Genomic DNA, 14,156 nt, shown 5'->3' on the forward strand with positions numbered 1-14,156 from the left:
GGAGAGGATGTGACGAGGTGCTCACCGATGAGGAGCGCTTTCTGTTCGACCTGCGGGGCTTCGTGGTCCTCCGCGAGGTACTCGGCCCGGAGCAACTGGGCGAGGTCAATCGGATCATCGACGACCAGGAGCTTCCTCCGCCCGGTGACACGTTCGCCGACCAGATCTTCTCCGGCTTCCTGAGTTGGGGGCCGGCCTTCACCGACCTGCTCGACCACGAGCAGGTCTTCCCGATCGTGACCACGCTGCTGCCGCGGCCCCGGCTGGACCGCTACTACGGCATCCGGATGCGGGCCGGCACCACCGGCCTGCCGCTGCACGGTGGAGCGCTCGAGGCCGACGGCCAGTCGGAGTTCTACCACTTCCACCACGGCCAAATGGCCAACGGCGTGATCACGGTCAGTTGGGCGCTCACCGACATGCTGACCGGTCAGGGCGGCTTCGTGTGCATCCCGGGCAGCCACAAGAGCAACCATCCGCTGCCGAAGTCCTGGGACTACCGGGCCGAGGCGGTGCACCACGTGCCGATGGCCGCCGGTGACGTGCTGATCTTCAACGGGGCGATGGCGCACGGCACCCATCCCTGGCACGCCGACCACGAACGCCGGTCGGTGATGTTCAAGTACGCGCCGGGGCATCTCGCGTGGAGCAAGGTCTACCTGGATTGGGCGGCCGACCTGCGGCAGTCCCTGAGTCCCCGTCAGCAGGCGCTACTGGAGCCGCCGTACTGCTTGCCGCACCACGAGGACCCCACCGACCGCTTCGTGCGCTGACCCTCCGCTGCCGGTACGCCCGCCGTCCACCCGACGGGCGCACCACCGTCGAGAGGAACGCGATGACCGCACTGCTGCTGTCGGGGCTCGGCCCGGCCTTCCTGAACGAGTCAATGCTGCGCGGCACACTGTTCGATCCGGACAGCGTGGACCGGCTCCGCACCGACTATTACCCCGACCTGACCCTGGCCGACCTGGGGTTCGAACGCGACGGCCGCCGACACCCGTTGCTGCGGCCGGCACACGGGCGGGGATCCAGTTCCCTGCGGATCGACGGGCTCGACGGGATCACCGCCGCGCCCGTTCCGCACCTGACCACGGCCACGTTGGAGTCCATCCTCGACGCCACCGCCACGGACTACGAGGCATTCGACCTGTCCGGGGTGTGGCGGGGCGACCGGGAGCCGGTCACACCGTCGTCCCGGGTGCACGTCGTGCTGCTGTCCACGACCTTCATCTGGGACCACCGCTCGATGTCCCGGGCGATCCGGTGGGCCGCGGACCGCTACCCCGGGGTGCCGATCGTGCTCGGCGGCCAGTACAGCAACCTCAAGTACCTGAAGATCATGGCGGCCCACCCGGAGGTCATGTGCGTGGTGCGCGGCGACGCGGAGGAGGCGTTGCCGCTGCTGCTGCGGGCCGTCGCGGGCGGCGGGGACTGGCGCGACGTGCCGAACCTGGTGGTACGCACCGACGACGGTCGCATCACGCACACCGACTTCCGGTACGTGGACATCGAGGCCCACCCCTCCCCCACCATGCGGGGGCGACGGCCGATCGTGCCGTACGAGTCGATGCGCGGCTGCCCCTTCAGTTGCAAGTTCTGCTCGTTTCCGGCCGCCTCGCCCAAGTGGCGGTACAAGTCGGCGAAGAAGATCGCCACCGACTGGGCCGGGTACGCCGAGGTCAACGGCGCCCGACACATCAGGGCCTCCGACTCCACCTTCACGGTGCCACCGACCCGCCTGCGGGAACTGTTCGACCTGCTGCCGGAGGTGGGCATCGGGTGGGAGGCGTTCGCCCGGGCCAACGCCATCCGGGACGCCGAGACGGTCGACCGGCTGCTGGCCGCGCACTGCCGGTGGTTGTCCATCGGTTTCGAGTCGATGAGCGACCGGACGCTGACGCTGATGAAGAAGCAGGTGACCGCCGCCGCCAACCGCCGTGCGTTCCAGTTGCTGTCCCGCAGCGACCTGGGTTACCGCTGCTCGTTCATCCTCGGCTACCCCGGGGAGACGCCGGACGACTTCGGCGAGACGGCCACGTTCCTGCGCGACGAGTACGCGGGCCACTTCACGCTGAGCATCTTCTCCCTTCAGGACGAGACGATGCCGGTCTGGGAGGACGCCGAGCGACTCGGCATCGAGGTCGACGACCCGGAGACTCCGGACTACTCCTGGCGGCACAACGGCATGGACATCCACCAGGCGCGACGGTTGTGGCGGCAGACGCTGGAGGAGGTGCGGTGGAACAGCGACACGGCGGTCCACCTGCTCTGGCAGAAGGACTACGAGACGCCGCTGATCCCCTGGCGTGACGCCCGGACGAACTTCCGGCTGGAGAAGCTGGTGGAACGCCTGGCCATGCTGCCCACCGCCGAACCGGACCCGCGCCGGGCCCGGCCGAGGATCGTGGGGCTCCTCGACGAGCTGGCGCGGGAGGGGGTGGCGGCGCACCCGGCCACGGCCGGGTGAGCCGCCACGGGACCGGTCAGATCGCGTACCCGAGTGACCGGAGCTGGGCGCGGATGTCGACGGTGGCGGGCACCGGCTCCGGGGTGCTCCGGGCCAGCGTGTAGGCGTCCAGCAGCGCCCGCAGGTCGCGGTCGTCGGCGGCGGGATCGACGTGCGGCACCAGGTCGTCGTCGAACCGTTCCACCCAGACCGTCTCCACCTCGTCGATGCCGGCGTAGGACTTGCGATACCGGCGGGGTACCCGGACGAGGCGGTGCCGACCCTGGTAGGCGGCCTGCCCGACCAGGACGTGACGCAGCGGGCCCTGCGCTTCGCCGGCCCGCTGCCGTTCCTGAAAGGCGATGAACTCGCCGAGGTCGGAGGTGTACGCCTCGGCGAGGGCCTCCGCGTCGGGCGGTGGCCCACCGGTCCCCCGGGCCGCATCGGCCAGGCTACGACCGTCCAGGGCGTCGTCTGCGGCCGGGGACAGACCGGCGAGGTCGAGCACGGTGGGCACGATGTCGACCGTGCGGATGCGGTCCCGGTGCAGGCCGGCGGCGACACCGTCACCGACCATGACGACGGGCACCCGCAGCACCGCCTCGGCCATCGAGTTGAAGTGCCCGTTGGTGTGCTCGTCGAACTCCTCGCCGTGGTCGCTGAAGACGACCAGCAGCATGCGCCGGCCGGTGGCGGCGACGCGACGGGTGAGCCGGTCGAGGAAGGGCTCCAGCCGGGTGGTCAGGAAGTGCGCGACACCTTCCAGGTACAGCCGCATCAGCAGGTCGTACGCGCCGGTCTCGTAGAGGTGGCCGGCGGCCCGCTTGTAGCGGAACAGCAGTTCGGCGTCCTCCGGGTCGCGATGGCTCTCCACGAGCCGGTCGACGAACGCCGGCTTCTCCGCGGGCAGCATCGCCTCCAGTTCGTCGACCTTGTCGCGGAAGGCCTGGCCGCCGTAGCGGAGGTTGTGGAAGCCGTAGGGGATGTGCACACCGCCGAAGTGGGCCAGCGCGACGCAGCCGTCGGAGGCGGCGACGGCGTCGACGAAGGCGTCGTCGTCCTCGTCGAGATAGACGTCGACGTCCCGGGTGAAGCCGAGTTCGGGGCCGAGGATGATCGGGAAGTCGACCTTCATGATGGTCTGTCTGCCCGCCCGCTTGCCGTGGGTGAAGATCGACGGTGCCCGCAGCCGACCGTTGTAGAACTCGTGCAGGCCGTTGTGCAGGGGGTAGCGCCCGGTGAGCAGCGCGCCGTGTGCGGCGGCGGTGTAGGGGGCCGCGGTGATCGTGTTCGGGAAGAACGCGCCGCGACCGACGAGGTCGTCGAGGACGGCGGTGGGGGGTGCCGACAGTTCCGGGAAGCGCCGACGCCAGAGGTTCAACGGGTTGGCGGCGATCGCGTCGCCGCGCAGCGTGTCGATTGAGACGAAGACGATGTGGTCGTACGGCTGCTCGCCCACGGTGCTCCGATCCTTCGGTCCGGCGTGCCGGGACTGGTCGACGGCATCGATCGATTCCACTATTATGATCCCGATGATCTCGATCTACAACGGTCGGCGACACCGGTGTCGAGGACCCCGATGCGCGTCCTGGTGACCGGAGCGGCCGGCTTCATCGGCAGCCATCTGGTGGAACGCCTACTCGCCCGTGGCGACGAGGTACGCGGCGTCGACTGCCTCACCTCCGGCTACCCACCCGCGACGAAGCTGGCCAACCTGGCCGCGGTCCGGCACCATCCCCGGTTCGACCTGGAGACCGTCGACCTCTCCGGCACACCGACCGCTCCCCTGCTGGACGGGGTGGACGTGGTCTTCCACCTGGCCGGTCAACCCGGTGTGCGGACCTCCTGGGGCGACGGGTTCGGCGACTACGTGACGCACAACGTGCTCGTCACCCAGCGCGTGCTGGAGGCCGCCGCCGCGACCGACCCGGCTCCACGGGTCGTGATGGCCTCCAGTTCCTCCGTGTACGGCGAGGGGCACCGATGGCCCACCCCGGAGGACGCACCGGCACGACCGGTCAGCCCGTACGGCGTCACCAAGCTCGCCGCGGAACACCTGTGCCGGGTCTACGCCGACCTGCGCCGGGTCCCCACCGTGGTGCTGCGCTACTTCACCGTGTACGGGCCCCGGCAACGACCGGACATGGCGTTGCACCGGATGTTCGCCGCCCTGGCCACGGGCCGGAAGTTCCCGGTCTACGGCAGCGGCGGGCAACTGCGCGACTTCACCTACGTGGACGACGTGGTGTCCGCGACGCTGGCCGCCGGAACGCGTCCGGTGCCGCCCGGCAGCGTGCTGAACGTGGCCGGCGGGTCGGCACGGTCCCTGACCGACCTGATCGCGCTCGTCGAGGAGGTGACCGGCCGGTCCGTGCCGGTGCGTGACGGCGGGGTGCCCCCGGGCGACGTGTCCCGCACCGGCGGGTGCATCGACCGGGCGCGGGAGCTGTTGGGCTGGACGCCCCGGGTCGGGCTACGCGACGGGGTGCGGGCCCAGGCGGAATGGCACCTGCGTGCCGACTGAGCCGACCGGCGTCATCGCCGACCTGCACGGGCACTCCCGGCTCTCGGACGGCTGGAACCGTCCCGCCGAGCTGGTCACCGTGCAGGCCCGCGCCGGTGTGGCACTGGTGTCGCTGACCGATCACGACACGCTGACCGGCACCGTCGCCGCAGCGGCCCGGGCCGCCGAACTCGGCGTGTCCTACGTGGTCGGTGTGGAGATCACGGCAGCCCCGGTACGGCACGACAACCACCTGCTGGCGCACGGCGTACGCGCCGACGATGCCGACCTGGCCGCGCTGCTGGCGACCAACCGGCGGATCTGGCGACGGGACGCGCTGGCCGCCCGCGCGGCGTTGCGCGAGGCCGGGTTGACGGTGCCGGACAGCGCCGCGTACGACGACACCGACGCCCTCGTCATGCCGCACAGTGTGGCGCGCGACGTGATCCGGACCGGTCGGGCGACCCACCCGCAGGTCTGGCAGGTCATCAACGACGCGTTGGCCCGACAACCACCCGAGACGTACGCGGGGATGCCGGAGCCGGTGGAGATCGCCGAGGTGGTGCACCGCGCGGGTGGGCTGCTGGTGTGGGCGCACCCGGGGCGCTCCCGCAGCCCGGAGCGGATGCGGGCGGTGCTGCCGCTGCTCGACGCGATCGAGGTGCACACGCCCCGGCACGACGAACGCGCCACCGCCGAGTGGGCGGCGCTCTGCGCCGAGACCGGCATCCCCGCCTGCACCGGGCGCGACCACCACGGCTACCCGCGGTACCAGCCGCCTCCGGTGCCGTTGGACCCGCGTTACCTGGAGCGGCTGGCGGATCGGGTCGTCCGGCCGGACGACCCGATCCGGACGCCGGGGTCAGCCGCTGGTGTCGACGGTCGACGCGACCAGGGTGGAGCGGCGTAGCTTGCCGGTGTCGGTGTGCGGGATCGCGTCCCGGAACTCGTAGGTCAACGGCATCTTCGCGGTGGAGAGCAGAAGCTGGCAGTGCCGCCGCAGGTCCGCCTTGGCCGGTGGCGCGTCCGCGACCGCCGGGACCACCACGGCGTGCACCGCCTGCCCGAGGACGGCGTGCGGGCGGGCGGCGACGGCCACGTCCGCGACCCCGGGGTGTTGGCGCAGCACCTCCTCCACCTCGGCCGGGTAGACCTTCACCCCGCCGACGTTGATCATCTCGGCGCGCCGACCGACGATGTGCAGGTAGCCCTCCTCGTCGAGGAAGCCGGCGTCGCCGAGGCTCATGAGGCCGTCGCGCTCGGGCAGGGCCGGCCCGTCGCCGAGATAGCTGGGCTGCCGGGTGAAGCGGGAGCGCAGGTACACCTCCCCCACCTCACCCGCCGCCGCGACGCCACCGTCCTCGCGGTACACCCGTACCTCGCAGTCCACCGGTCGCCCGACGCTGCCCGGGTGCCGCAGCCACTCGTCACCCCGGATCCACAACGCGCCGATGCGCTCCTGGCTGGAGTACCCCTCATAGAGGGTCTCCGGAGCGAACACCTCCATCCAGGCGCGCTTGAGCTCCGGCGGGGCACCCGCCGAACTCTGGTGCACGCAGGTCACCGAGGAGACGTCGACCTCGCGCAGGGCCGGTACGGCCAGCAGCCGACGCATCAGACTGGGCACGATGATGAAGTAGTTGACCCGGTACCGCTCGATCAGCTCGGGGATCCGGGCCGGCACCACCTGCGGCACCAGCACCACGGTGTGGCCGAGCGCCAGGCCGTGGTAGAGCTTGGTGAACCCCGCGTGGTGCAGCGGGATCATGGCGAGCTGGACCTGCCCGACGTCCAGACCCACCGCCCGGTCACCGGCCGACGGGAAGTCCTCGGCGGCGTACACCCAGTCGGGCCGGCGCAGGATGATCCGGGGCCGTCCGGTGCTGCCGCCGGTGGCGTGCGCGGAGCGGGGTGTGCCGGCGGGGAACGCCGCGCAGTCGACCGGCGGTGCCGTCCACAGCTCCGCCGCCGGCACGGTGGTCACCGCGTCGTGCGGTGCGGTGGCCACGACGACGGCCGGGTGGGCCGTGTCGAGCAGGACGGCGAACTCCCGTTCGGTCGACTCGGGGTCCAGGGGCAACACCGTGGCGCTCAACTTCCAGGCGGCCAGGGTGGCCACCACATGGTCCAGTCCCATCGGCAGGCGTACCGCGACGAGCACGCCCGGGCCCACCCCGGCGGCTGCCAGTCGACCGGCCGCCGCGTCACTGGTCCGGTCCAGTTCGCCCCAGGTCAGCGAGCGGGTCCCGACGGCGTCCGGCAGAATGACCGCTGTTCGCTCGGGATGCCGGGCGGCCAGCTCCCTGATCCGGTCGCCGATGCGGATCGTCGGGGCCGTCGTTGACAGCTTCTCGGAATGGATCATAAGGTCAATCATATCGAGAACTGTCTTTCGCGAAGACCTCCGAACCCGGTGCGAGCCGCCCCCTGGAGGGCCCTGCGGCCGGTCCGCCTCGATGTCAGGGAGTCCTGAATGCGGGTGCAGGAAGCGATCGCGGCCTCGGTCCACCGGCTCGGGGTCCGCCACGTCTTCGGCCTGATGGGCCGGGGCAACATGGGCTTCCTGCTCGACATGGTGCACCGGCACGGGATCGGCTACATCGGTGCGCGGCACGAGACGAACGCCGTCACCATGGCCGACGCGTACGCGCGCAGCACCGGTCGGCTCGGTGTGGCGACGGTCAGTGTCGGTCCCGCGTTCAGCAACGCGCTCACCGGGATCCTGGAGAGCGCGCGCGGCCAGACGCCGCTGTTGCTGTTCGCCGGGGACACCGCCACGACGCACGGCGACTACGGCCAGTTCCTGGACCAGGCGCCGCTGCTCGACGCGGTCGGGGTCGCCCACCGTCGGCTCGACGAGCCGCACCGGGTCGGCCCGGAGATCGCCGAGGCGGCCCGCCGCGCCGTGCACGACCGCCGGCCGGTGGTGCTGACGGTGCCGCTGGACGTGCAAGGCAAGCCGGTCGAGGTGTTGGTCGAGCCGGTCGGTCCACCCGAACCGGCACCGCACCCGCTTCCGGACGCCGCCGGCCTGGACGCCGCCGTGGAGGTGATCCGGCGGAGCCGACGCCCGGTGCTGCTCGCGGGCCGTGGCGCGCTCGCGCCGCAGGCCCGGGCGGCCCTGATCGAGCTGGCCGAACGGGCCGGCGCCGTGCTCGGTACGACCCTGCACGCCGACGGGCTGTTCGCCGGTGTGCCGTGGAACGTCGGATTGCTCGGCGCGCACTGCACCACGTACGCCGCCGAGTTGGTGGCCACGGCGGACACGATCATCGCCTTCGGCACCGGGCTGGACCGCTACACCACCCGGGGCGGGCACCTGTTCCCACAGGTGCGGGAGATCGTGCACTGCGAGGTGGATCCCCGGCGGACCGCCTCGGCTCCGGTCACCGTCCGACTGACCGGGGACACCACGGCGACCGCCCGTTCGCTCGCCGCCGAGTTGCGGCGGGGCGGACACCGGGCCACCGGTTTCCGGACCGGCCCGTGGGATCCGCCGCCGCCCTCCCCGCAGCCCGCGACCGGCGCACCGGCACCCGGCTTCGTCGACCTCACCGAGTTACTGTCCACGCTGGACGCCTGGCTGCCGGCGCACCGGTCGGTGGTGCAGGAGAGCAGCCACGCGGCGGGGAACGCGGTGGGGCACCTGCGGGTGGCCGCGCCGCGGGCGCGGGTCAGCACGTTCGACTTCGAGTCGATCGGGCTGGGCCTGGCGAGCGCCGTCGGCACCGCCGTGGGCCGTCCGGACGCCCCGACGGTCGCCGCCGTCGGTGACGGCGGCGCGCTGATGGCCCTCGGCGAGCTGGAGACGGCGGTCCGCCACCGGTTGCCGATCCTGCTGCTGGTGCTCAACGACAGCGCCTACGGCGCGGAGGCACGGGAGTTGGAGATGCGCGGCCTGCCGATCACCGACGCGCTCTTCCCGACCACCGACTTCGCCGCCGTCGGCCGGGCGTTGGGGGCGGCCGGGTCGGTGGTCCGCGACGTCTCCGACCTGGTGGCGATCCGCGACTGGATCGCCCGCCCGGAAGGGCCGTACGTGCTGGACTGCCGGCTCGACCCGACCCTGGTCTCCGGCTGGTTCCAGCACGCCATCGCCTCGCCCGACGGCTACCTGCGCCGGCCACGGTGGCAGCCATGACGAGACGTCGACCGGCACCGGCCGGGCAGGAGGGACGAGACTCGTGATCGTCATCATCGGAGCAGGTCCGGCCGGGCTGTCGGCGGCCTACCACCTCGGCGACGAGAAGTACACCGTCCTGGAGTCGGAGGCGGAGCCGGGTGGGCTCTGCCGCTCCTTCGACCTCGGGGGCGCCACCTTCGACCTCGGTGGGCACGCCTTCTTCACCAAGCACGACTACGTCCGGGACCTGGTCGAGCAGCTCTGCGAGCCGGGGGTGTTCGCGCAGCCCCGCGAGGCGTGGGTGCACAGTCACGACACCTTCGTCCGGTACCCCTTTCAGAGTCACCTGCACGGGCTGCCGTCGGAGGTGGTGGAGGAGTGCCTGGTGGGCCTCTACGAGGCCGCCCGTCGGCAACCGCTCGCCGCGCCACCGGCGAACCTGCGGGAGTGGATCGAGCTGACCTTCGGGCCCGGTATCGCGGCCCGCTTCCTGCTGCCCTACAACGAGAAGCTGTGGGCGTTCCCGCTGACCGAGATCGCGCCGGGTTGGACCAGCAATCGGGTGGTCACCCCGGACGTCGCGGCGATCGTCGGCGGCGCGTTGCGCCCGGACCGTTTCTCCGACTTCCCGAACGCCGTCGTGCGCTATCCGGCCACCGGCGGCTTCGCCAACCTCTACCAGGGCTTCCTGCGTACGGTCGGCGAGCGGATCCGGCGGCACAGCGTCGTCGAGGTCCGCCCCGGGGAGTCGACGGTCCGGGTCGAGGGTGGCGCCACGATCGGCTACGACCACCTCGTCTCCACCATGCCGCTGGACGAGTTGGTGCGGCGTACCGACGGTCTCGACGACTGCTGCCGCGACGCCGCGGGCGAGCTGCGCCACAACAGCCTCCATCTGGTGAACCTGGTCTTCGACCGGCCGGCCATGACCGAGATGCAGCGGGTGTACTGCGCCGATCCGGAGATCCCGTTCCACAAGCTGGTGTTGAACTCGAACTCCAACCCCGAGCTGCGCGCGCGACCGTGCTTCGGCATCCAGGCCGAGGTGAGCTTCTCCGCGCACAAGCGCGCCGACCCGGAGGGCCTGACGGACCGGGTGCTGGCCGCGCTGCGCCGGATCGGCATCGCCGAGGCCGACGACCGGGTCAGCGCCGCGAGTGTGGTCACCCTGCCTCGGGCGTACCCGGTGCAGACGTCGGCGACCGTCGAGGCGCGTACACATCTGCTGGCGGAGTTCCAGCGGCGTCGGATCCACTGTGCGGGCCGGTTCGGCGAGTGGCTCTATATCAACTCGGACGACGCGGTGCTACGCGGCCGGGTCCGGGCCGAGGAGATCCTGGCGCACCGGGCCGGCAGCTCAGTCGAGTGACTCCGCCGGGGGCAGCCCCAACACCGTGGTCATCCACGGCAGCGCGACCTGGAGTTGACGGAGCTGGAACTCACGGACCAGCGGCAGCTTCGGCAGGAAGGGCAGACCGGCCCGGCTGGCGAAGAAGCCGGTGACCAGGGTGACCACCGTCGGGTCGGGGTCGGTGAGCATCTCGGCGGGCTGCGGCCCGCCTTCCAGGGTGAGGCTGGGCAGCCAGAACGCGAGGTCGAACTGCGGATTGCCGAGGGCGGCGTGATTCCAGTCGAACAGCACCGCCTGGGTGCCGCGGAAGCAGAGGTTGTCGCTGCGGACGTCGAGGTGGGTGACCGAGTCGCCGTCCATTCCGGCGAAGTCGGCGGCGTCGAGAATGGCGGGCAGGCATTTGTCCAGCCACTGCGGCGAACAGACGCGCAACGCCAGGAACTGGGTCGGGTCGCGGGCGATCTCGGGCCAGCCGCCCTGGCCGTACTGGGTGTGCGAGGCGGGGATCAGGCCGTCGACGGCGGGGCGGGCCGCCAGGTCGCCCAGCGTGTCCCGGACCGCCCGGAGCTGCTCGGCTGACCACGGTGGCGGCCAGGTCGAGGCGGAGAGATCCTCCAGCACGAGTACCGGCAGCTCACCGTCGTCGTACCAGCCGAGCAGCTCCGGCATGAACGGTGCGTGGAGCTGCCGGTAGACGGCGTGCTCGCGGCGTAGCCAGATCGCGCCCGGCTCGTCGTCGGCGTGCTTGACGAAGACGGTGCGGCCGTCGTCGAGGCGGGCGAGCCAGCGCCGGTTGTTGGAATATCCACGCCGGACGCGGACCGCGTGCACCACCCGTTGCCCGGTCGCGTGGGCGATCCGTTCCGCCTCGTCGACCGCGATCATCGCGTCCGCCTGCATCGAGTCACGATAACAGAGGGCCTGATCAACCGATTCACGCCGGTCACCCGGGTCCGGGGACGACGATCAATGGGTATTGCCCGCTCGACGGCCACCCCATATCGTCTGGCAATGCTCACTCGACCGGGCCGATCCGCCGCCACGACAGGTGTTCGCGGCCGGGCCGACACACGGTGATCAGGGCGGAGGGGCTCACCAAGACGTTCCGGCGGTACGAACGCGAGCCGGGCGTCCTGGGCAGCCTCCGGACCCTGTTCAGCCGGCGGCACACCACGGTGACCGCGGTGGACGAGGTGTCCTTCGAGGTGTCGGCCGGGACCCGGGTGGCGTACCTCGGGGCGAACGGCGCCGGCAAGTCCACCACGGTCAAGCTGCTGACCGGGGTGACGACCCCGACCCGCGGGCGGTGCACGGTCGACGGGATCGAGCCGCACCGCGACCGCGTCCGCAACAGCGGCAACATCGGTGTCGTGTTCGGCCATCGCAGCCAACTGTGGTGGGACCTGTCGGTGCCGGACTCCTTCCGGATCCTCAAACACATCTACGACATCGACGAGGCGGTCTACCGGCGCAACCTGTCGTTGTTCCGGGAACTGCTCGACATCGACGCGCTGGGCAACACCCCGATCCGGGAACTCAGCCTCGGGCAGCGGATGCGCGCGGAGATCGCCGCGAGCCTGCTGCACACCCCGGCCGTGGTCTTCTGGGACGAACCCACGATCGGGCTCGACCTGGTGCTCAAGGAGGCCGTGCGGGAGCTGGCCAACCAGATCAACCGGGAACACGGCACGACGATCTTCCTGACCAGTCACGACATCAGTGACATCTCCGCCATCTGCGACCAGGTGCTGGTGGTCGACCAGGGCCGGATCGTGCACCAGGGCACGCTCGCGGCGCTGCTGCGCACGGCCCGCCACCGGGCGGTGCACTTCGACCACCGGGGAGACGAGTCGCCCGAGCAGGTGGCGGGCCGGATCGAGGAGGCGCTGACCGGCACCACCGTCTCCGTCGACGACCAACGGCGGGTGACGATCGGCTTCCCCGTCGACCGGCTCACCGCCCGGGAGGTGCTCACCTGGGTCCTGCACCACTTCGACGTGACCGACTGTTTCGCGCCGGAGCCGGACCTACAGACGGTGCTGCGGGAGATCTACGGTGCTCGCCAGCCGGCGGAGCACGGCTGAATGACGGTCGCGGTCCGCTGTCCCCGCCTGCGTCGTTACCTGCCGTTCGCGGTCAGCGGTCTACAGGCGACGCTGCAGTACCGGGCGAGCTTCTTCGTCAGCCTGGCCACCACGGCGACCAGCACCGCCGTGGTGGTCTTCCTGTGGCGTGCGGTCTACGCGGCCAGTCCCGACGCGGGACCCGGCGGCTTCGGCGTCGAGGGCATCACCACCTACCTGATCGCCGCCCAGGTGCTCGGGGTGCTGCACGCCAACCAGGTCGACAGCGAGATCGGGCAGGACATCCTGCGCGGCGACATCGCCGTCGCGCTGATCCGTCCGGTCAGCTATCCGGTGATGCGGATCTTCACCGCCCTGCCGGTGTTGATCACGAATCTGCTGATGGTGGGCCTGCCCACCTTGTTGATCTTTTCGGTGCTCTTCCCCCTACAGTCCCCGGCCCCGGTGGACCTGCTGCTGTTCCTGGCGGCGGTGCCGTCCTCGGCGGTGATCGCCTTCAGCCTCAACATGCTGGTCGGGCTCTGCGGCATCGCCACCACCAACATCTGGGGCATCCGCATCGTCAAGGAGAGCGTCGTGGTGTTCTTCGCCGGTCAGCTCGTACCGCTGGACCTGATGCCGGCGCCGCTGGCCGCCGCCGCCTCGGTCCTGCCCTTCCAGTCCATGGTGTACGCGCCGGTCCGCCTGCTGACCGGCCGGTACGACGGCGCGTCCGACGCGGTGGTCATCCTGGCCGGGCAGGTGGGCTGGGCGGTGCTGCTCGCCGGTGCGTGCGCGGTGCTGTGGCGGGTGTTCGTCCGACGCGTACAGGTGCTCGGCGGATGAGCGGCCCCGGTCGCGCGTCGCGGCGGGCCCCGCTGCGTTACGCGCGGCTGACCTGGTTCCTCGGTGGGGTCAGCCTCCGGCGGCTCGTGGCCTACCGCACCGACTTCCTGCTCGGCGGCGTCGGTTTCCTGCTCCGGGTCGGCGTCCAGGTCCTGCTGATCGGCAGCATCTTCCAGTTGGTGCCCACGGTCGGCGGCTGGTCGGTGGACCAGGTGTTGTTCCTGCTGGGCTTCGCGTTGCTGCCCCGTGGGCTGGACCGGCTCTTCACCGACTACCTGTGGGTGGTCGCCTGGCAGTTGATCCGCAGCGGCGACTTCTACCGGCACCTGATCCGGCCGGTGAATCCGCTGTTCAGCGTCCTGTCGGAGCGGTTCTTCTGGCCCGACGCGCTCGGTGAGCTGCTGGTCGGGTTCGCGCTGCTCGGGTACGCGGGCCGGCGGCTCGGGCTGACCGTGGACGCCGAGCTGGTCCTGGTCGGTGCCGGTCTGGTCGTCTGCGGCACGCTGATCTACACCGGGATCAAGCTGATCTTCGCCTCGATCGCCTTCTGGACGATCACCAGCCAACCCGCGATGCACGCCGCCAACCAGCTCTCCGAGTTCGCCGCGTTCCCCCTGGAGATCTATCCGGGCGTGTTGCGGTCCGTGCTGACCTGGGTGCTGCCGTTCGCGTTCACCGCGTACATCCCGGTGGACTTCCTGCTCGGCGGGGACGGTCGGTTGGTCTGGCTCACGCCGCTGGTGGCGGCGGGCATGCTGGGCGTCGGCTACGGCATCTGGAACATGGGCATCCGCCGGTACGAGATGACCGGGAGCTGAGAGGAG

At 71.1% G+C, this 14,156-nt stretch carries 12 protein-coding genes; 9 read left to right on the forward strand and 3 right to left on the reverse strand.

Annotation, left to right across the window (positions count from 1 at the left end; genetic code table 11):
• Positions 1 to 17: 17 nt before the first annotated feature.
• Positions 18 to 773, forward strand: a complete 756-nt coding sequence (locus ACQVFL_RS18340) for a phytanoyl-CoA dioxygenase family protein (protein ID WP_396694519.1) — start codon at positions 18 to 20, stop codon at positions 771 to 773.
• Between the two features lie 62 nt (positions 774 to 835).
• Positions 836 to 2,467, forward strand: coding sequence for a B12-binding domain-containing radical SAM protein (locus ACQVFL_RS18345; RefSeq protein ID WP_431727114.1), 1,632 nt, complete (start codon positions 836 to 838; stop codon positions 2,465 to 2,467).
• Positions 2,468 to 2,483: 16 nt separating this feature from the next.
• On the opposite strand, the gene ACQVFL_RS18350 is transcribed toward ACQVFL_RS18345, so the two are convergent.
• Positions 2,484 to 3,965 (reverse strand): sulfatase-like hydrolase/transferase, encoded by a 1,482-nt coding sequence (locus ACQVFL_RS18350; protein WP_396694514.1) that lies wholly within the window; start codon positions 3,963 to 3,965, stop codon positions 2,484 to 2,486.
• Between the two features lie 60 nt (positions 3,966 to 4,025).
• On the opposite strand from ACQVFL_RS18350, the gene ACQVFL_RS18355 reads away from it, so the two are divergent.
• A complete protein-coding gene (locus tag ACQVFL_RS18355; RefSeq protein ID WP_431727115.1) occupies positions 4,026 to 4,970 on the forward strand; it encodes an NAD-dependent epimerase/dehydratase family protein in 945 nt (314 codons plus the stop codon).
• Positions 4,960 to 5,859 (forward strand): PHP domain-containing protein, encoded by a 900-nt coding sequence (locus ACQVFL_RS18360; RefSeq protein ID WP_431727116.1) that lies wholly within the window; start codon positions 4,960 to 4,962, stop codon positions 5,857 to 5,859. The genes ACQVFL_RS18355 and ACQVFL_RS18360 overlap by 11 nt, the downstream gene beginning before the upstream one ends.
• On the opposite strand, the gene ACQVFL_RS18365 is transcribed toward ACQVFL_RS18360, so the two are convergent.
• A complete protein-coding gene (locus ACQVFL_RS18365) occupies positions 5,812 to 7,314 on the reverse strand; it encodes a class I adenylate-forming enzyme family protein (RefSeq protein WP_431727117.1) in 1,503 nt (500 codons plus the stop codon). The two genes, ACQVFL_RS18360 and ACQVFL_RS18365, sit on opposite strands and share 48 nt — an antisense overlap.
• Positions 7,315 to 7,422: 108 nt before the next feature.
• Here ACQVFL_RS18365 and ACQVFL_RS18370 point away from each other — a divergent pair, with 108 nt between their 5' ends.
• Positions 7,423 to 9,090, forward strand: coding sequence for a thiamine pyrophosphate-binding protein (locus tag ACQVFL_RS18370; protein ID WP_431727118.1), 1,668 nt, complete (start codon positions 7,423 to 7,425; stop codon positions 9,088 to 9,090).
• A gap of 43 nt (positions 9,091 to 9,133) precedes the next feature.
• Positions 9,134 to 10,441, forward strand: coding sequence for a protoporphyrinogen/coproporphyrinogen oxidase (locus ACQVFL_RS18375; protein WP_431727119.1), 1,308 nt, complete (start codon positions 9,134 to 9,136; stop codon positions 10,439 to 10,441).
• Here ACQVFL_RS18375 and ACQVFL_RS18380 read toward each other — a convergent pair.
• Complete coding sequence (locus tag ACQVFL_RS18380; protein ID WP_396694502.1) at positions 10,430 to 11,323, reverse strand: aminoglycoside phosphotransferase family protein; 894 nt, start codon at positions 11,321 to 11,323, stop codon at positions 10,430 to 10,432. The two genes, ACQVFL_RS18375 and ACQVFL_RS18380, sit on opposite strands and share 12 nt — an antisense overlap.
• Positions 11,324 to 11,496: 173 nt before the next feature.
• On the opposite strand from ACQVFL_RS18380, the gene ACQVFL_RS18385 reads away from it, so the two are divergent.
• The 3 genes from ACQVFL_RS18385 to ACQVFL_RS18395 are packed head-to-tail and all read left to right on the forward strand — an operon-like array spanning position 11,497 to position 14,150.
• On the forward strand, positions 11,497 to 12,507 hold the full coding sequence (locus ACQVFL_RS18385; RefSeq protein ID WP_431727120.1) for an ABC transporter ATP-binding protein: 1,011 nt from the start codon (positions 11,497 to 11,499) through the stop codon (positions 12,505 to 12,507).
• A complete protein-coding gene (locus ACQVFL_RS18390; RefSeq protein ID WP_431727121.1) occupies positions 12,508 to 13,332 on the forward strand; it encodes an ABC transporter permease in 825 nt (274 codons plus the stop codon).
• A complete protein-coding gene (locus ACQVFL_RS18395) occupies positions 13,329 to 14,150 on the forward strand; it encodes an ABC transporter permease (RefSeq protein WP_431727122.1) in 822 nt (273 codons plus the stop codon). Before ACQVFL_RS18390 ends, ACQVFL_RS18395 begins: the two co-directional genes overlap by 4 nt.
• Positions 14,151 to 14,156: the final 6 nt, after the last annotated feature.

This window comes from Verrucosispora sp. TAA-831 (assembly GCF_050780145.1).
Classification (GTDB): Bacteria; Actinomycetota; Actinomycetes; order Mycobacteriales; family Micromonosporaceae; genus Micromonospora.